Below are 18,274 nucleotides of genomic sequence, written 5' to 3' on the forward strand. Positions count from 1 at the left end.
TAAATTAGTCCGCTATTCTTTTAAGGATGACGCTTGACAAGCAGTCGATAAATTCAGCCTTAGAATTTGGCATTTCCGGGCGGTAGTAGCTAACCCCTAATTCATCTGTAACAGCTTTACATTCCACATCGTTATCGAACAGTACCTCCAAATGGTCGCAGACAAAACCGACTGGAGCATAAACGAAAGCCTTATAATGATGACCATTAAATAACTCTCTAGTAAGATCCTGTACATCTGGGCCAATCCAAGGTTCCGGTGTATTTCCGGCGCTTTGCCACCCGATTTCATAATTCTTAATACCGGCCTGTTCGACTATTAAATCAGCTGTTTCTTGTAACTGGCTTGGATAGGGATCGTCATATTGGAGAATTTTCTCCGGCAGGCTATGCGCAGAAACAATTAAAACCGCCTCTTCCCTCTCATCTTGCGGCATTTCCTGAAAAACTCGTTTAACTTGATCGGCCCAATATCCGATGAATTTCGGTTCCTTGTACCAGCTGTTAATCGTTCTGATTTTGAGCCCGCCAAGCTTTTCAGCTTCCTCAACTGCCCTGCCATTATAAGATTTTACGCTAAAAGTGGAAAAGTGCGGGGCAAGAACAATACTTACCGCTTCTTCAATTCCGTCCTCATGCATTTTTTTAACAGCATCCTCAATAAAAGGGGCAATATGTTTTAACCCTAAATACATTTTGAATTCAATTTCATCTTGAATACGATTTAAATGCTGCTCAAGCTTTTCTGCCTGATCAAGAGTGATTTTGGCTAATGGAGAAATCCCTCCAATTGCTTCATACCGGTTTCGTAAATCTTCAATCATTTCCGGACTTGGCTTTCGGCCATGGCGGATATGTGTATAATACCCTTCCAAGTCGTCTAATGTATAGGGGGTACCGTAGGCCATTACCAACAGCCCCATTTTCCTCTTTGTCATGTGCTGCACCTCTTACTTAAGTCTACTCATTTTTCTGTTTAAAAAGGGGCAGTATTGGTTGCCCCTAAAATCTTCATAATGTTTTATTGTGCCAAAAAATTGGACCGCTTACCACTTTAAACACTTATAATAACTAATTAGCGACCCAATTTTGATGCCGAATATTCATGAATAAAGGAAGTTAATCTTTTCAATGTTTCTGGATTAACCGATGGGAATACTCCGTGACCTAAATTAAAGATGTAGCCGTCTTGAGCCATTCCTTGGTCTAAAATGGCTTTCGCTCTTTCTTCAATTACATCCCAAGGTGCTAATAAAATCGCCGGGTCAAGGTTGCCTTGAACCGTCTTATTCACGCCCAGTTCTCTCGCATGGCTGATTGGCAGACGCCAGTCCAACCCAACGACATCCAGCGGCAGGTCATTCCATTCCAAGGCAAGATGGCTTGCACCAACGCCAAACATAATTAAAGGCACATTTTCTTCTCTTAAGGAAGTAAAGATGCGAGTCATTACCGGTTTAATAAAGTGGCGATAATCTTGCACATTTAAAGCGCCAACCCATGAATCAAAAATTTGAATTGCCTTAGCCCCCGCCTTGATTTGCGCTTTTACATATGTAATAACCATATCGCTAAGCTTCTCCATTAAAGCAAACCATGCCTTTGGCTCTGTGTACATGAACGCCTTTGTTTTATTATAGTTTTTCGATGGACCGCCTTCAATCATGTAACTGGCTAGTGTAAATGGTGCACCGGAAAAACCGATTAAAGGGACATTCAACTGCTCAGTTGTCAATAATTTGATTGTATCTAAAACATAGGGTACATCCTCTTCGGGATCGATTTCAGTTAGTTTTTCAACATCAGTTAAGGAACGGATTGGATTATCAATCACTGGTCCAATTCCACCTTTTATTTCAACATTCATACCCATCGCCGGCAGTGGGGTCATAATATCTTTATATAAAATGGCTGCGTCAACATTATATTGCTCAACAGGTAAGCGCGTAACATAGGCACATAGCTCAGGCTGGTGCGTGATTTCGAATAAGGAATATTTTTCTTTAATCTCTCTGTATTCCGGCTGGGAACGTCCTGCTTGGCGCATATACCATACAGGTACATGGTCTGTTTTCTCTCCTCTTGCTGCTTTTAAAAATGTTTCGTTAATTATTCTTGTCATGAATAAAGTCCATCCTTTCAAAGACATGTCTGTTTTCCATTTTAATATATTTAGGATAAATTTAAAAACTTTCCTTATTACATAGACTGTCTCCACTATATCGATTAATCCTATTTGTGTATAGCTAACGATACTAACTGTCAAAAAAAAGTCGTTTTTACTGTTAAAATTTGTTTAAATTATCAGTAAGCATGGAAAATAGTAAGAGACAGACTGATAGAAAATTGATTAAGGGGGTATGAAACATGAATATTTATATGACCGCCGGAACATTCGATTTTTTAAAACGAATGGAAAACATGTATCCGAATGAGAAAATGGTTACGATGATAAACGAAAATGGGGCCTTGTTACTTCATGAAACCATGGGAAAAACAAAGTTTAACCAACCGCGCAGATACGAAGTATTCGAATCAGTTGGGGAAATCAAAAAAGAGGGCTTGGCAGTAATGAATCATGTCTCCGTAACAGATGAAGGCCGTCCGGTGTTTGAACATCAATGTAAAGGAGAAGCTGGGAACTTAAAGAGCACGCCTGGATTAATGGCTCTTCGACTGCTCCGGCCCTTATCAACCAATACGTATGTGTTCTTAACTGTTTGGGAAACCGAAGTATATTATCAGGGATGGCAGAATTCTACATCATTTTTTAAGATAGATCAAAACAATATCATTGGTTCCCAGCAAAAGGTTTTTACTAGTGCTCCATATGTGAGCAAATATTCGATCACTGAATAATGGAATGGGGTTTTTACTCCATTCTTTTTTTCATTTTACCCCTCACCACTGGATGTGATTTTCATATCCTGTATTACATCCAATAGGCCTTTGCCCTGGATGAAAGAAAGGAGGGGACTAAAATGCTTATTGAGCTTACCGCTCTTCATTGGATTTACGTGGCTTTTATTATTCTAATTATCGGGTTTATGGTAATGAGAAGGGACACGACCATTGTTTGTATTGCCGGGATCTTCTTAATTGCACTTACCGCCTCAGGCAGTTTAAGTCATTCGATCAGCAGTATTTTCAACAGTTTTAGTTATGCTATCACAGAATTATTGTCTACTATACTCGTTATTTCCATCATTGTGGCGATGAGTCACACCTTAACAACGACTGGTATTAACGATGTCATGATCTCGCCTTTTAGGAAATTAATTCGTAATCCGACGCTTGCCTATTGGACGATTGGGATCTTAATGATGATCATTTCCTGGTTCTTTTGGCCATCTCCCGCTGTTGCGCTATTAGGTGCCGTTCTTCTTCCCGTTGCGATTCGGGCTGGACTTCCTGCGCTTGGTGTGGCCATGGCAATGAACTTGTTCGGACATGGGATTGCTTTATCAGGGGATTTCGTGATTCAAGCTGCACCAAAGCTTACCGCCGATGCAGCGGGGCTTCCGGTTCAAGACGTTATTAATGCCAGTATTCCGTTAGTGTTTACTATGGGTCTTGTGACAACAGCTACAGCGTTCTACTTTTTAAAGCGGGATATAAAAAAAGGGATTCTTCAGACCTCTGCAAATATCATAGAGGAAAGTCCATCAGCAGCCACTAGCCAGTCAGACCTGTTATCACTTGCACAAAAACATTTCTTCGCGATTTTAGTACCACTATTATTTGCTGCTGACGTTGCCGCCATGTCCATTCTGGATTTGACCGGTGGGGATGCAACAGCCTTAATTGGCGGAACCTCCATTCTCATTCTTCTAATGATTACTTTAACGAGCCACAAAAACAAAGGACTGGAAAAAACTACCCAATATTTAATTGAAGGCTTCCAATTTGGCTTTAAGGTCTTTGGTCCTGTTATTCCAATTGCGGCATTCTTCTATTTGGGTGACAGCGGCTTCACCAAAATAATTGGCGACTTCCTTCCAAAAGCTTCTCATGGAATCGTTAATGATTTAGGTATAGCTCTTGCAAGTATCGTCCCATTAAGTAAAACGGTTGGTGCGATTACATTAACGGCCGTTGGGGCTATTACAGGCTTGGATGGTTCAGGATTTTCGGGAATTTCTTTAGCAGGTTCTGTTGCAGGTCTTTTTGCCATCGCCATTGGTAAAGGTGCCGCTACATTAACTGCACTGGGGCAAATTGCAGCAATCTGGGTCGGGGGCGGCACACTTATCCCATGGGCTTTAATTCCTGCAGCTGCCATTTGTAACGTCGATCCGTTCGAATTAGCCAGAAGAAATCTTGTTCCCGTATTAGTCGGACTTGTTGTGACGACGATTGTGGCTATATTTCTTATTTGACTAATGGCCGGCTTTTTACCGGCCTTTGTTTGTTTCCCTGTCATTTACCGTTTCGTCCATTTTTACCCGTGGACGGTCAATGTAACCCCTTTTCATGATCATAATTATCACTAATTCAAAGTAATTTATCCCAAAACTCACAATAATCAAAAAGGAGTGTTAAAATAGTTTAAAAATACTAACTACTTCGGAGGTTACATATGTTAAATAAGCTGTTTACCAAATTAGAATCTTATTATGATGAAATGGTCTCAATCCGTCGCTATCTGCACCAGCATCCCGAATTATCGTTTCAAGAATACAAAACAGCAAAATTTATTCAGTCCTATTATAAAAAATTGAATATCGAAGTAAGAGGAAATATAGGCGGTAATGGAATCATTGCCAAGGTTTACGGGCAAAAACCTGGTAAAACCGTTGCCTTACGGGCGGATTTTGACGCATTGCCTATCCAGGACGAGAAAGATACTCCCTATCAATCATTGGTACCCGGGGTCATGCATGCTTGCGGCCACGATGGTCATACCGCGACACTGCTTGTGCTCGCGAAAGCATTAAATGAACTAAGGCATGAGCTTGAAGGCACCTATGTATTTATTCATCAACATGCGGAAGAATATGCTCCCGGAGGGGCGGCACCAATGATTGAGGACGGCTGTTTAGAGGGTGTGGATGTCATTTTTGGCACACATTTATGGGCAAGCGAACCGACTGGAACCATTCAATATCGGACAGGTCCAATCATGGCAGCAGCCGACCGATTTGAAATAGAAATTCAAGGAAAAGGCGGTCACGGAGCACAGCCGCATACAACTATTGATTCAATCGTGACAGCTTCACAACTCGTATTAAACCTCCAGCAAATTGTCAGCCGTAAGGTAAATCCAGTTGAAGCAGCTGTGGTCACCGTTGCCTCTTTTACCGCAGAGAATGCCTTCAATGTCATTGCCGAGAAAGCAAAATTAGTCGGAACAGTCCGCACATTTAATGAGGATGTCAGGAAATTTATTGAAGCTGAAATGGAACGAATCATCCATGGGACCTGCTATACAGCTAATAGCAGCTATAAGTATGATTTTGTGAGGGGATACCCAGCAGTAGTCAACCATGCAAAGGAAACCGATTTTTTAATTAGCTGTGCAAAGATTATTGCAGAAGTAAAAACTATTGAGGAAACTGAGCCGCAAATGGGCGGTGAAGATTTTGCATATTATTTACAAAAGATTCCGGGAACCTTCTTTTTCACCGGGGCAAAACCAGAGGGTGTTCATACCGGGTACCCACATCACCATCCTAAATTTGATATTGATGAAAAAGCGATGCTGATTGCTGCAAAAACACTAGGAACAGCAGCAGTACAAATCCATAATGAGTAATCAAAACCCCTGATCTCGATTAGAGTTCAGGGGCTTTTTGCAGCAGCCTTAATCGGTAGGCGTTCATTGCTGTTTCACCTAAATGTTTGAGCAGATTATTATTGGCATAGGCGCCGACAAAAGCACCAATTCCCGGTACAAGCTGAAATAATTTTGCCAGGTCAATATAATCCCGATATTCCTGCTGGAATTTGCGCCAATCCATTTCAACAAGAACCTGCTTGCGGCTTTCCCAATTTTCAATTTCGGTTAAGGTATTTTTACGGATCTCCTCACTTGAAAAAGCTAATTGAAAAACATGGAGAATAAATAATCTTTCTTCATATTTTCTTGTATCAAAACCATAAACAGAAGCTGCCTCGAACAGAAATTTCATTTTTATTGTTAATAATAACGGAAAATCGGCAAGTCCGAGTAAAATCCCTCCCGCGCCTGTTCCTGCTCCTTCGACTACTGCAGTCTTTTGATAAGCTGATATTTTTTTTCTTGCCAATTCATCTCGTTCTCCAAGAGTTAACCCGCGGGCCTGATCTTTATTCGTGGTAACCTGAGATCCCAATAATGTGGTTTTAACCATCGCTTTAATACTATCCGTCATGACCTCATGGACCTTTTCCGGAATCCATTCGTTAATTTTCACTTGGGCCTTTTTGGAGATTCGGTTCATCATTCCTGAACGTCTGGTTAATTTACGTTTCCATTCTTCTACTTCTTCATAAACCATTAATTCATATTCGTTCACCATGACCAACCCCTTTACTTTATTCTATTCTTCATTACGATCGAACACCCCCTGCAGTTTCAAAAAAAATCCCCATGAAAGGGGATTTTCAGGTTATGCTTTTAGTCGGTTTTTTGCGTAAATATGAACGAAAAGATAGCTGAATACAAGGCTGGCAGCTAAGGTAAGCCCTGAAAGACTCATTTCGCTCTTTATAAAAACCAAGAAAGTAAAAATAACTGTTTGAATTGTTAAGATAACCATTAACAAAAAATAAAACGAGGCTGACTTGAATGTTTTTGCAACAGGATAAAGATCCACCCATAACTTATTTTGATGGTGATTCCATAATGGTAATAATTGAAATCCAGTTAAATATAAAAATAAAATGCTAAGTAAAATTTGCCCTAAGCCAAAAGAAATAAAGTAAATGGCTAGTCCGCCAATAACGGTCAATCGGATGAATAATCCAAGATAGTCGGAGGAGCGCAAAAATGTTCGCGAAAACAAATACAGGTAAGTCTTTTCTTGGGAAAATGGGATTTTGCTAATAAATAAATCCAGCCATTTTCTTCTCCTTACCGTATCTTTTAATTTTGGCACATCGGTAAACATGTTAGCTAAGCGGTAAAAAGCTGCCATCCGTTTTTCTTCCTGATCAATTAATTGATCCCACTTTAAGCCCATTTTTCTTGTCCGCAATGAAAAACTGTAATAATAAAAACCCATAATCACCGCAATAATCAAGAGAATTAAAATGCTTGCCTGCTTAAATAAAAGAAAAGCAAAGGTCGCATTTATGAAATACCGGACCAACAGATCCAATCTATGTACGGACGATTCAACGTAATAATTAATTTTCCAAGTAGCTGCTAAATTCCAGACCTTTACCAAAAGGAGTACAACTAAATAAGGGAAAAAGGAACGAAAGCCGTTATTGCTGACATGCGCGTACAGCGGCATAAGCACCGCAAAGACCATTAAAAGAATATACCCTTGGAAGACAAAGCTTACGATACCAGAACGAAGAAAATATCCTTTTAGTTTCTCCTCAAGCGGCAGTAAAAACACCCTGTCAGCCTCAAGCAAAAAGTTGTAGACCGGACTATATGTGACAAAAATACCTAGGATCACAGCTAAAACAAGCTCAGCCGGAAAATCTGCAGGCAGTGCTTCAACCCATTTTTGATAATAAAATGCGGCTGTACCGATTAGAAACAATAAAACGATGACAAGATGCCCATTGAAAATGTAGCGTAAATATCTTCCTAAATCTTTCATTCGGCCGCTGGCGCGGTCCTTCCAAAGTTTCTTCTCATCAAACATAATTTTCTTCCTTTGTTAATTGAATATATAAATCATCTAGCGAAGCCGCCGGCATCGAGAACTGCTCTCTTAATTCAGCAAGCGTTCCTTTGGCACGTATTTTTCCCTCATGTAGAATGACAAAACGATCACAATATTTTTCCGCTGTTGCGAGTATATGTGTTGACATTAAAATCCCCGCACCGTTATCTTTCATCTTTTTCATTAAATCAAGCAGAGATTGAATCCCGAGCGGATCGAGGCCAACAAATGGTTCATCAACAATATAAAGCGATGGTTGAACTAGAAAGGCACACATAATCATAACCTTTTGTTTCATTCCTTTAGAAAAATGGGCTGGAAACCAGTTTAAGCGTCTTTCCATTCGAAATTCCGACAACAGCGGAGCAATTCGCTGCTTATAGCTGGCTTCATCAAGACCATATGCCATTGCCGTCAATTTTAAATGCTCATCCAGTGTAAGTTCTTCATATAAAACCGGCGTTTCAGGAACAAATGTAAACATGCGGCGATAAGCTTCTTTATTTTCTGTAAAGGATTGTCCATTAATTTTGATGGCTCCGCGATGAGGCTCCATTAATCCGATAATATGTTTGATGGTGGTACTTTTGCCAGCCCCATTTAAACCAATTAGACCGACCATCTCTTTTTCATTTACTTCAAAGGAAACATCCTTTAATACAGGGTTCCTTGTATATCCCCCGACAAGATTTTCAATGGTTAATAAAGACATTTGCAAACGTCCTTCCGTAGCATGTTATGATTTTCATTTTACCAAATTCCTCTTAATAAAAATAGGAATTCAATTTTTGATAATTTTTTTGTATATTTCTTTTGGAAGCGGACATCATAATATTCGAAGGGGAAATAACTTACTTCGATGAAGAAATTCATCAAAACTTGAAATGAGGTGTCTGTTAAAGACAATTTCCTTTCAAACAAGTGAGCTTCCAATCGTTTCAAATAAGGGGATGGTTGTTTTGTACAATGTGCATTCAATCCATTTAGAGTTCAACACCAACTGTTTATCCTAAAAAAATAAACGACAAATGAGGTGTTTACCGCAGATCGCTACCCGTTTTTATAAGTTGGGAAAACATATAAAAACAATTAGGGGATGGTCAGCTTGAACAAAGATGATTCTTTATAAAAAACACTCTATGAAAAATGAGGTGTTTATCAAAGAACACTCCTGAATGAACGTTAAAATTGAAGCAATTCCCCTTCGGGAAGGCAGGATTCCACGCGGATCCTGTCTTTTTCTTTTTCATCATTATGTGGTAAAATAATACAAACAATTTTTAAAGGGGTTGTATGAGTATGAGCGATTGTATTTTTTGTAAAATAGTTAATGGTGAAATTCCCGCAGCGAAGGTTTTCGAAAACGAGCATGTCTTAGCATTTTTAGATATAAGTCAAGTAACTAAAGGACATACACTTGTGATTCCTAAGGTACATAAAGAAAACCTATTTGAAATGACTCCCGAAATGGCAAGAAATCTTTTTGAAGTCGTCCCGGCAATTGCCAATGCATTAAAACAGGAATTCGACCCCATTGGATTAAATACAATCAATAATAACGGTGAACATGCTGGCCAATCTGTTTTTCATTTCCATATGCACCTAATCCCGCGTTTCGGTAAGGGTGACGGTTTTGGAGCGGTTTGGAAAAATAATCAAAATGATTATACACCTCAAAAGTTACAAGAAATTGCAGCAGCGATTGCTAAACAGCTGTAAAACAAGTTTTCTGAAAATTATATCTTTATTAATATTATAGTAATATGGTATAATGATTGTAAGTTTTTCGCTGCAGGCAATCAGTGCACTGCAGGAGGAACAAATAGCTTAGAATAGCAGAGGAGAGATGAGAAATGAAAACAAAAAATCTAGTCGTTTTAGCGCTTTTAGCTGGTATTGGGGTCGTATTGCATACGGTAATGCCAAATTTCCTTGGAATTAAACCAGACATGATGCTGGCGATGATGTTTTTAGGTATTATTCTTGTGCCAGAAGTAAAAAGTGTCATGCTAATGGGAATTGTAACTGGAGTTTTATCAGCATTAACCACAGGTTTTCCTAATGGCCAGATCCCAAATATTATTGATAAGATTGTCACTTCATTAATCTTTTTCGGTTTATTTTTGGTCTTAAGGAAATTGGTTAAACCGATTGTTAGTGCTGCAATCTTAACTGCAGTTGGAACATTAATTTCAGGAACTGTCTTTTTAGGCTCGGCCCTTTTATTATTTGAATTACCAGGACCTTTTGTAGCATTATTTTCTGTTGGGGTTTTACCGGCTATCGCACTAAATACTGTTATTATGATTATTTTGTTTCCAGTTGCTCAATCAATTGTAAAAAGAACAAATTTGTCAACAGCTTCCGTCATTCAAAAGTAATGCACGGGATCTTATTTAAGAAAAGAACCCCATGGGGTTCTTTTCTTAAATTACATACGACAACCATTCTATGTCAAGGTTAAAAGAATTATAGCAATCAGCAGGATAATCCCTCCGCCTCCAGCTAATGCAGCTGCTCTTTTCTTTAATACTTGTTTTGGCGGATAGACTCCTGGCCTTTTGAAATCAAATAAATATTTAACTGTTCCTAAAAAAAGAAGCGTACTTAAAATAAGTAACGTCACAGCAACACTCTTCATCTTTTTTGTCCCCCTACTTGAAACTTTAATCAGAACAATGGTTGTAACTATTTATATGTTTTACCGTCCATTCCTATGAACAAGGTCTCGATAAACAGGGTGTAGAAAACGATTAATAGTCAAAATAATTATTCTTTTAAAATTGTTTTTTTGGAACATTCACCATTATGTGGAGGAAACTAAGAAAATGAAGATGAAACCTTTTTTATACGGATTTTTAGCAGGGGGACTTGCTGCAGGTATTAGTACGCTGCTCTCAGTTCCAAATACAGGAAAAGTAACAAGAGTTAGATTGAAAGAAAATAAACAGGCAGCAATTGATCAAATACAGGAACTTAAAACGAACTTAATACAATTAAAGGATTCCGCAACCAACGCGACAAAGGAAGGAAAAACACAAATTTCAAAGTTCCTTTTTGAAGTTAAATCCTCTCTTGCCCATTGGGAAAAGGATATCCGCGCCCAACAACTAGAAATCCAAAAAGAACTTGTTGAAATGAGAGAAACAGTTCAAGAGTTAGAAGCAGATATTTCAGAATATGGTAAATAGTGTTTACTTTTATCAAGCTGCTAAGGCATTTTCATGAAAAATTTACAAATTCAATATAAAAATTTCATAATTTCTAAAAATTTTGTGAATTTATATCTTTATTAATTTTTATTTTATTGGCATAATGATAATAGAGAAATATAAAAGTAGGTGAAAATGGGGATGACTGAGAAACAATATTCAATGAAAGAAGCAATGATTTTTAGTCAAAGGATTACGCAATTAAGTAAAGCGTTATGGAAGTCGATTGAAAAAGATTGGCAGCAATGGATCAAGCCATATGATTTAAATATTAATGAACATCATATTCTTTGGATCGCCTATCATTTGAACGGGGCTTCTATCTCGGATGTCGCCAAATTTGGGGTTATGCATGTCTCAACAGCCTTTAACTTTTCAAAAAAGTTAGAAGAACGCGGGCTGCTAAAATTTTCAAAAAAGGAAAATGACAAACGTAACACGTATATTCAACTCACCGATAAAGGTGAAGAGATTTTACTACAATCCATGGAATCATATGAACCAAATGGAAATGCCGCTTTCTCTGGAGCTTTGCCATTACGGGAATTATACGGGAAATTTCCCGATATTATTGAAATGATGGCGATTGTCCGCAATATTTACGGAGAAGATTTTATGGAAATTTTTGAGCGTTCCTTCCATAATATCGAAAGTCAATTCGTTGAGGAAAATGGGACACTGAAAAAGGCGAAAGATAAGGAACAGGAGCTAGCCTAGATCTCCATCATAGACATTTTTCGAGTTCTTGAAAAAGCGGCTCGTATAAATTTTGGAGTAAGCATGCTTTTATTACCTCTTCAATCTTCAGATTTGCTGGTAAAGAGGCTGAAAGTTTATCAAAAAGCGGATGAAAGTAAACATATCCTTCCGCTTTTTGTTCTGCTAATTTCTTGCTCAATTCGTCACATAAATAATAAAATGAATTAATTTCCTGCTCAGTCATTCCCTTCTCGATGATGAGTTTATAAAACTCTAGTTTAGGATTGTGCAGCAGCTTTACCAACAACTTTTGGTGATATTCAAGGAGATTTATTCTATTCATCAATATTTCAAGTTCATTCATACTATTCGCCCTCCTACTCGAGCCGTTTCATTTCTCATGCTTATTATTCACCTTTCAAGGAGTGGGGTAAACCTTTTTTGTAATGTTTCAACAGCGGATAGAGGATTTTTTACCGTAGAATAAAGTCTAACATTCTTCCATTCTTTATGACTATCTTTTTTGTGTAATTTTTGGTATTGTATAAAGCATAATATGAACAACAGGGAGGGAATCATTGATGATCTCCGTTTTTATTGTCTTCGCTATTTTTATCTTGTTTTATGTAAATAAACTGACAAATTCTCTTTGTATCCAAAAAGAAATCCCAGAGGAAAACCAGCATAAGGTGTTCCGCACGATAAATGTTCTTATTACCATTTTACTGATCTCATCTTATTTGGAAATTTTATATACATAATCTAACGGTAAAAATAAGACGGCGGATTTGAATTTGTGTTGAAAACACTCCAACAAAAAATCGAAGCGATGAGGAAAGGTCTCATCGCTTTTAGTTTTTCATTTTTTTCTTAATAAACCCAAGAAGCCCCAATGATAATTAATAGGATGAAAAGGACTACAATTAACGCAAATCCTCCACCGTAAGCTGCTCCACCAGACATGTATCCTTACCTCCTCTCATGATAATTTTTTCATTTTAGTAAACCCAAGAAGCCCCAACAATAATCAATAAGATGAAAAGGACTACAATAAGAGCAAAACCAGCTCCATATCCTCCAGCACTCATCGAAATACCTCCTTTTTCATTTGCTAAGATATACTATTCAACATGGATTCATTTCGTTTAGGCACTTAGCTTATTTTTTTTGGAAAAGTCCTAAACTCGTTTATGTAATTTTCAATAAAACCTCACATCTTTTATTTTTGCAGTAGTTCCCATTTATGTTATAGTAAAGAATGTGGACAAAATGCCATACGAATTTACTGTTTAGGAGAGATTCAGCATGAAAAGATGGATTTTAGCCCTCACCATAGCTGGCGGGGTTCTTACATTAGGCGCTTGTAATCAAAGTGGTTCTGATACGGTGGTTGAAAGTAAGGCAGGAAATATTACGCAAGAAGAGCTTTACAACTCAATGAAAGAAAAAGTCGGAGATCAAGCCCTGCAACAGCTTGTATATGAAAAAGTTCTTTCTAAGAATTACAAAATCTCTGATAAAGAATTAAATGAGAAAATCGATCAATTAAAATCAGATCTTGGCTCAAATTTTGAGGCTACTCTTGCACAGTATGGCTATAAAAGTGAAAACGATTTAAAGAAAACGATGAAGCTTGGCATGATGCAAGAAAAGGCAGCTCTGAAAGACGTAAAAGTATCTGAAAAGGAAATAAAGGAATATTACGATAGCTATCAGCCGGATATTAAAGCTCGCCATATCCTTGTTAAAGATGAAGCTACTGCTAATGAAGTAAAGAAAAAGCTTGATAGCGGTGCAAAATTTGATGAAGTTGCGAAGGAATACTCAACAGATACTGCGTCAGCCCAAAATGGCGGCGAATTAGGTACGATTAATAATACCAACAAAGGTCAATATGATCCTGACTTTACTAAAGCAGCTTTTGCCCTTAAAGCGAATGAAATTAGTGCTCCGGTAAAAACACAATTCGGTTATCATATTATCCAAGTAACAGAGAAAAAAGAGAAGAAGTCTTACGATGAAATGAAGAAAGAAATGGAATACCAATTAAAATCATCTAAATTAACAAGTGAAGACATTAATAAAGCAATGCAGCGTGAACTTAAAGCAGCGAACGTAAAAGTAAGCGATAAGGATTTAAAAGACGCACTTAATCCGGAAACACCAGCTGCACAACAATAATAATAAAGCGGAAGCGCCTAGGGCGTTTCCGCTTTTTCTATTGTCCAGCTGAAGCGCCTATTCCCCTGTAGCCCTAAGTTCTTCCCGCATTTCCTTTTCTCGCTCTAGACGTTTAATATAAATCTCTCCTTCTAGCTCAATGTTTTCCCTTTCTACCTCCCGTTCTTCTCTACCCGTTTTAATTGCCATTATAGCACTGATTACAATTCCAACCACAACTGCATAAATCCAAATAGGTATCGTCAAAATATATTGCTCCCCTCTTAGTGGTTGTCCACTTTTTATTACAACTTATTCGGTATTCCGAGAAATATTCATTTCTTCTCAAAAAAAATAACCCTTTATGGGTTATTTTAATTTACTTATGAAACGCTGGCTTATAAAATGAACGGTTATCAAGGGCAAAAATTCTCTCTGTAAATTCACCTGGCTTTACTCGTTCTAAAGCACGATCCAGCATATTCATTTTTGCATCAAGATTATCTATATAATGAAGAATTTCCGCTTCCTTAATCATTGGCGGTTTCGGGCTGCCCCATTCTGCTTTTCCATGATGACTCAGGACAAGGTGTTGCAAAATTAATACCTCTTCCCCAGATATCCCAAGTTCTTCAGCCGCTTTGCCAATTTCGCTAACCATAATCGTTATGTGCCCGAGCAAATTCCCTTCAATGGTATAAACCGTTGATACAGGCCCAGACAATTCCAGTACCTTCCCCATATCATGTAAAATAACTCCTGCATACAATAGATCCCTATCAAGACTTGGATACAACGAAGCAATTGCTCTGGCCAGGTCTAGCATGCTGACAACGTGATAGGCAAGCCCGGAAACAAATTCATGATGATTTTTAGTGGCCGCAGGATATTCCAAAAAGGATTTTTGATGTTTCTTAATTAAATGCCGGGTTATTCTTTGGATATTAGGATTTTTCATTTCGAAAATATATTGTGTCAGCTTGCTGACCATTTCTTCCCTGACTAAGTGGAGCTGTCTCAAGAAAATCATCTAGCTTCACCCCATCAGCAGGGCTTGTTCGACGAATTTGGCGAATTTTCAGCTGACTCTTGCCGCGATAATTTTGGACATCTCCGAGAATTTTCACAATATTTTGGGCTGCGTAATTCTTTTCATCCTCTTCACCTGCATCCCAAAGTTTTGCCTCAATGTCCCCGCTTTGATCTTGCAGAATTAAAGTTAGAAACGGCTTGCCATTACTCGCAATCCCTTTTGTGGAGCTTTTGATTAAAAGAAATAATTCAACCTGTTCTCCAACCTCATAATCTAATATACCTTTTCCCATCCTTTACACGCTCCTTCCCATAGTGTGAGTATACCATATACCACTATTTCTCTATTAAATAATTTACAACAGTACCTTTTGCTAATGATAGAATATTTTCCCTCCGGAATTGGTGAAGCAGGTGTGAGTGACATGTAAAAAATAAGATTTGATTACGTTCCAGCCTTTTTAGAAGTTCAACCACTTTTTGTGTGCGTTTTGCATCAAAATTGACAAAGCTGTCATCAATGATAATAGGAAACTGATATTTTTCATATAGCGTTGTTGTCAGTGCAAGCCTGATAGAGACATACAATTGTTCCATCGTTGCTTGGCTTAGCTCATTTGCCGCAAATAAAGTATGATCTTCCCGCTCAACAAGAAAGCCAGAACCTTCTTTTTGCAGGTGAATCCTCGTATACCTTCCATCCGTTAGCCATGACATATATTCCTCCGCTTTTGAAAGCATCCTCGGAAGATGAACGTTTTTATATTTCTCTATCGTTTGTGCCAAAATGGCTTGCGATAAACTATAGACTGACCACTCTTTCGCTATTTCTTCCATTTCAAATTTTTTCTGCTTGTAGCGGTGGAGAATATCTGAATACACCCCTCCATCCTCAAGTAGTTGTATTTCGTACTTTATCGCGGCATGTTCCTCTTGAAGCTTTTTCAATTTAGCTTTTACATGTTGTGCTTCTGAATTGTAATTGGCGACTGCTTCATCCGGATTATGAACCGCTAAATAGGTTTCCCTATCATGGACAGGGAGGAGTGAGTATTGAAGCTGGATCTCAAGCTGATTAAGCCTTTCTAAAAGTTTATCATGTTTTTCTGTCTTGCCCCCAAGGTCATAGAATTGAAGTTCGGAGTCAGCCTTTGCAGCAGAAAACAGCTTATTTCTTTCAGTTTGTATTAGCTCCACTTCTTGAGATTTTTGGTTTAAATCAGCTATTAGTTCGGTAAGCTTCCTTAATCTTTCCTGACTTTTTATCTGCTTTTCATGCTCTTCCTTCAGCTTGTTTCTAAGCAGATAAGCTGAATTATGCATATCTAAGCCTTTTTCTTGCAAAAATACATCCTCATACGAGTTTATCCCTTCAACTATTTTTGACTGCCGCTGATTTATTTGCTCTAGTCTTAAAAGGGTTTGATTTTTTTCTCTGCAGATCGCTTTATATTGCTCTATTAATTCGAAAGCTTCTTGTAAAAAAGAAGCAGCGATATATTCGGGAATCTTTAATTCTCTGCTGATGGATATCAGCTTTTCTTTATTTTGAACCGCGTCTGCTTCCCATTGTTCAAATTTATTCAAAATCTTTTCGTATTGAGATTGCTGATGTTTTAGTTTGGTTTTATGCATCTGCAGCTCTTCAAGCCGATGATTATCCTGCAGTAATTGGTTCTTTAGCCATGTGATTTCAATATATTCTGCGGATTGAAGTTTTTCCTTTAACTCCTTTTCCTTTTCTCTTAACCCATTAATCTCTTTCTTCATGTCTGCTTCTTTATCTACTTTGGAACTCTTTGTTTTCAAAACAACCATGGCAAAAAAGCCTAACACTCCAAGAAATAGAAGTCCCCACTGCTTTGTGACCCCCCCATACACAATCAGTCCTAATAATAAACATCCAAATAGAAAAAATTGCAGCTTCCTCTGCTTTTGCATACGTTCATATGATGCTTTGTCCCGTTCCTGTGCCTGCTGTAGGAATTCTTGTTTTTCCTGTAAGGACCTCAAATTCCCATTCAAGGCTTTGTTTATCATTTGAATCACTTATCTGTTTTTCGATCTTCTCCCTTTCTTGTTTAGGCAGTACCTGTCTTTCAGCAAATCGGACCTCTTTTTCTATTTCCTCAAGCGTATTTTTTTCTTCCAGGTAGCGGTCCTCTAACTCTTCTTTTATTTCTTCGAGTTTTTGTCTTTTTCTAGAAGCAGCTTCAACTTGTTTTTTCATATAAATATTTGTGTTGATTGCAATGATTTCTTCTTCTTGTAAGGGTAAATGAAGCTTTTCTCTTGTACTTGCAAGTTTTTCTTCATACTCCGCAAGTTTTGTCTCACATTGCTGTTTTTCTATCAATAATTGCTCCATAATCGGAACTTGATCAAGCAATCCTAAAATAGCAGACTCATTTTCAAGAATCGAATGCTCTGGCTCAATCTCCGCTAATTCCTTTTTTAAATTTTCTATTCTCTCGCTTATACTGATCATTTCTGCTTTCTTAGGATGGATTAATTGATTTAAATGCTCCATTCTTTCAAGCCCGCGTGCTGGGAATACAATTTCCCCCAGCTCTTTAAGCTCCTTTTTAATCCACTTTTCTTCTTTGACAAGCGGCTCGATTCTCTTCCATTCAGTCAATTTCTCTACCTTTTCGCCAATATCCTGAAGTGAATTTGTTAATTCGGCCATTTCCTGTTGAAGCAAGTCTTTCTTAGAAACCAAGTTTTCATATTCCTTATTCTTTGCAGCTGCTTTCTTCAAATCTCCATTGATTTCATGAAGTTCCTGTAATCTTTCATTTAATAGCGGTTTCTTTCCGGACGGCTTAAAACGGGCTTCCAGCTCTTTCTGCAGGACAGTTTCGGCTTTCGCTAACTGTTCTGTACCTAATGTTCCGGCAGAGAATAAGAACTTGCCGATTTCTTCCCCTTTCATTTGCTGAATGTTTTGCAGCCCATGCAAATTAAAAGAAAAAATTGCTTGGAATAAACTTTTATCGAAATTCGCTGTCAGTTCTCTTAACAGTTCTTCGCCGCCAATTTCTCCTGCATCCAATACTACCTTCAGATCGCCGGCTGCTTTTCCTTTGATTCGTTCAATAACGGCGTATCCGTAATCTTCATGATAAATCCTAATGTTTCCGCCGTATTTGCTGCTATGCTTTGGCTCATAACGAAGCTCTGTTTGTTGTTTAGTAGGAAAACCAAACAAGATTCCATGAATAAAAGCCATTATCGTTGACTTACCAGCTTCATTTTCACCGTAAAAAACTTGAAAATCCTCCAAGTTCGCAATTTTAAGATTCTCTAATTGTCCAAAGCCATATATGTGCATTCCAATTATTTTCAA

The 18,274-nt window shown here is 38.0% G+C and carries 21 protein-coding genes and 1 pseudogene; 9 read left to right on the forward strand and 13 right to left on the reverse strand.

Annotated elements, in window-relative coordinates:
• Positions 1–4: 4 nt before the first annotated feature.
• Together hemH and hemE are read right to left on the reverse strand one after the other, a co-directional pair.
• A complete protein-coding gene (gene hemH, locus ACO1D1_RS17250; RefSeq protein WP_423336560.1) occupies positions 5–937 on the reverse strand; it encodes a ferrochelatase in 933 nt (310 codons plus the stop codon).
• 137 nt (positions 938–1,074) lie between these two features.
• The gene (gene hemE, locus ACO1D1_RS17255; protein ID WP_149869232.1) at positions 1,075–2,121 is read right to left on the reverse strand and encodes a uroporphyrinogen decarboxylase; all 1,047 of its coding nucleotides are present in this window, start codon (positions 2,119–2,121) and stop codon (positions 1,075–1,077) included.
• A gap of 245 nt (positions 2,122–2,366) precedes the next feature.
• Between hemE and ACO1D1_RS17260 the strand changes: the two genes are divergently transcribed.
• From ACO1D1_RS17260 to ACO1D1_RS17270, 3 genes are all read left to right on the forward strand, one after another.
• Entirely contained in the window at positions 2,367–2,858 is a 492-nt protein-coding gene (locus tag ACO1D1_RS17260) for an antibiotic biosynthesis monooxygenase family protein (RefSeq protein ID WP_423336561.1), read from the forward strand.
• Between the two features lie 122 nt (positions 2,859–2,980).
• The gene (locus tag ACO1D1_RS17265; protein WP_423336562.1) at positions 2,981–4,378 is read left to right on the forward strand and encodes a hypothetical protein; all 1,398 of its coding nucleotides are present in this window, start codon (positions 2,981–2,983) and stop codon (positions 4,376–4,378) included.
• A 200-nt stretch (positions 4,379–4,578) separates the two neighbouring features.
• Positions 4,579–5,754: a M20 family metallopeptidase gene (locus ACO1D1_RS17270; protein ID WP_423336563.1), complete on the forward strand. Its 1,176-nt coding sequence runs from the start codon at positions 4,579–4,581 to the stop codon at positions 5,752–5,754.
• A 19-nt stretch (positions 5,755–5,773) separates the two neighbouring features.
• Here ACO1D1_RS17270 and ACO1D1_RS17275 read toward each other — a convergent pair whose 3' ends face one another.
• The 3 genes from ACO1D1_RS17275 to ACO1D1_RS17285 form a co-directional block, all read right to left on the reverse strand.
• Complete coding sequence (locus ACO1D1_RS17275) at positions 5,774–6,496, reverse strand: EcsC family protein (RefSeq protein ID WP_423336583.1); 723 nt, start codon at positions 6,494–6,496, stop codon at positions 5,774–5,776.
• A 93-nt stretch (positions 6,497–6,589) separates the two neighbouring features.
• On the reverse strand, positions 6,590–7,801 hold the full coding sequence (locus tag ACO1D1_RS17280; RefSeq protein ID WP_149869227.1) for an ABC transporter permease: 1,212 nt from the start codon (positions 7,799–7,801) through the stop codon (positions 6,590–6,592).
• Positions 7,794–8,534 carry an ABC transporter ATP-binding protein gene (locus tag ACO1D1_RS17285; RefSeq protein ID WP_149869226.1) on the reverse strand — a complete coding sequence of 247 codons (741 nt, stop codon included), beginning with the start codon at positions 8,532–8,534 and terminating at the stop codon, positions 7,794–7,796. Before ACO1D1_RS17285 ends, ACO1D1_RS17280 begins: the two co-directional genes overlap by 8 nt.
• 587 nt (positions 8,535–9,121) lie before the next feature.
• Between ACO1D1_RS17285 and ACO1D1_RS17290 the strand changes: the two genes are divergently transcribed.
• The gene (locus ACO1D1_RS17290; RefSeq protein WP_423336564.1) at positions 9,122–9,541 is read left to right on the forward strand and encodes an HIT family protein; all 420 of its coding nucleotides are present in this window, start codon (positions 9,122–9,124) and stop codon (positions 9,539–9,541) included.
• A 134-nt stretch (positions 9,542–9,675) separates the two neighbouring features.
• Positions 9,676–10,203: a tryptophan transporter gene (locus tag ACO1D1_RS17295; RefSeq protein WP_149869224.1), complete on the forward strand. Its 528-nt coding sequence runs from the start codon at positions 9,676–9,678 to the stop codon at positions 10,201–10,203.
• Between the two features lie 68 nt (positions 10,204–10,271).
• Here the strand turns inward: ACO1D1_RS17295 and ACO1D1_RS17300 are convergent, their stop codons facing one another.
• On the reverse strand, positions 10,272–10,463 hold the full coding sequence (locus ACO1D1_RS17300; RefSeq protein WP_149869223.1) for a hypothetical protein: 192 nt from the start codon (positions 10,461–10,463) through the stop codon (positions 10,272–10,274).
• Positions 10,464–10,650: 187 nt separating this feature from the next.
• Between ACO1D1_RS17300 and ACO1D1_RS17305 the strand changes: the two genes are divergently transcribed.
• Together ACO1D1_RS17305 and ACO1D1_RS17310 are read left to right on the forward strand one after the other, a co-directional pair.
• Positions 10,651–11,013, forward strand: coding sequence for a YtxH domain-containing protein (locus tag ACO1D1_RS17305; protein WP_423336565.1), 363 nt, complete (start codon positions 10,651–10,653; stop codon positions 11,011–11,013).
• A 162-nt stretch (positions 11,014–11,175) separates the two neighbouring features.
• Positions 11,176–11,751, forward strand: coding sequence for an HTH-type transcriptional regulator Hpr (locus tag ACO1D1_RS17310; protein ID WP_149869221.1), 576 nt, complete (start codon positions 11,176–11,178; stop codon positions 11,749–11,751).
• A gap of 7 nt (positions 11,752–11,758) precedes the next feature.
• Here ACO1D1_RS17310 and ACO1D1_RS17315 read toward each other — a convergent pair whose 3' ends face one another.
• Positions 11,759–12,097: a DUF1878 family protein gene (locus ACO1D1_RS17315; protein ID WP_149869220.1), complete on the reverse strand. Its 339-nt coding sequence runs from the start codon at positions 12,095–12,097 to the stop codon at positions 11,759–11,761.
• A 217-nt stretch (positions 12,098–12,314) separates the two neighbouring features.
• Between ACO1D1_RS17315 and ACO1D1_RS17320 the strand changes: the two genes are divergently transcribed.
• Positions 12,315–12,494, forward strand: coding sequence for a hypothetical protein (locus ACO1D1_RS17320; RefSeq protein WP_066084143.1), 180 nt, complete (start codon positions 12,315–12,317; stop codon positions 12,492–12,494).
• A gap of 109 nt (positions 12,495–12,603) precedes the next feature.
• Here the strand turns inward: ACO1D1_RS17320 and ACO1D1_RS17325 are convergent, their stop codons facing one another.
• Positions 12,604–12,696 (reverse strand): YjcZ family sporulation protein, encoded by a 93-nt coding sequence (locus ACO1D1_RS17325; protein ID WP_149869219.1) that lies wholly within the window; start codon positions 12,694–12,696, stop codon positions 12,604–12,606.
• Positions 12,697–12,731: 35 nt separating this feature from the next.
• Positions 12,732–12,821: a YjcZ family sporulation protein gene (locus ACO1D1_RS17330; RefSeq protein WP_149869218.1), complete on the reverse strand. Its 90-nt coding sequence runs from the start codon at positions 12,819–12,821 to the stop codon at positions 12,732–12,734.
• A 217-nt stretch (positions 12,822–13,038) separates the two neighbouring features.
• On the opposite strand from ACO1D1_RS17330, the gene ACO1D1_RS17335 reads away from it, so the two are divergent.
• Positions 13,039–13,914: a peptidylprolyl isomerase gene (locus ACO1D1_RS17335; RefSeq protein WP_149869217.1), complete on the forward strand. Its 876-nt coding sequence runs from the start codon at positions 13,039–13,041 to the stop codon at positions 13,912–13,914.
• Positions 13,915–13,971: 57 nt separating this feature from the next.
• Here the strand turns inward: ACO1D1_RS17335 and ACO1D1_RS17340 are convergent, their stop codons facing one another.
• The 4 genes and pseudogenes from ACO1D1_RS17340 to ACO1D1_RS17355 form a co-directional block, all read right to left on the reverse strand.
• Positions 13,972–14,160: a sporulation YhaL family protein gene (locus ACO1D1_RS17340; protein ID WP_149869216.1), complete on the reverse strand. Its 189-nt coding sequence runs from the start codon at positions 14,158–14,160 to the stop codon at positions 13,972–13,974.
• Positions 14,161–14,272: 112 nt separating this feature from the next.
• A pseudogene (yhaM, locus tag ACO1D1_RS17345) lies at positions 14,273–15,218 on the reverse strand (3'-5' exoribonuclease YhaM).
• 43 nt (positions 15,219–15,261) lie between these two features.
• On the reverse strand, positions 15,262–16,965 hold the full coding sequence (locus tag ACO1D1_RS17350; RefSeq protein ID WP_423336566.1) for an ATP-binding protein: 1,704 nt from the start codon (positions 16,963–16,965) through the stop codon (positions 15,262–15,264).
• On the reverse strand, positions 16,871–18,274 hold the full coding sequence (locus tag ACO1D1_RS17355) for an AAA family ATPase (RefSeq protein ID WP_423336567.1): 1,404 nt from the start codon (positions 18,272–18,274) through the stop codon (positions 16,871–16,873). The genes ACO1D1_RS17350 and ACO1D1_RS17355 overlap by 95 nt, the downstream gene beginning before the upstream one ends.

This window comes from Neobacillus sp. 19 (genome assembly GCF_049463095.1).
In the GTDB taxonomy this organism is placed as follows: domain Bacteria; phylum Bacillota; class Bacilli; order Bacillales; family Cytobacillaceae; genus Neobacillus.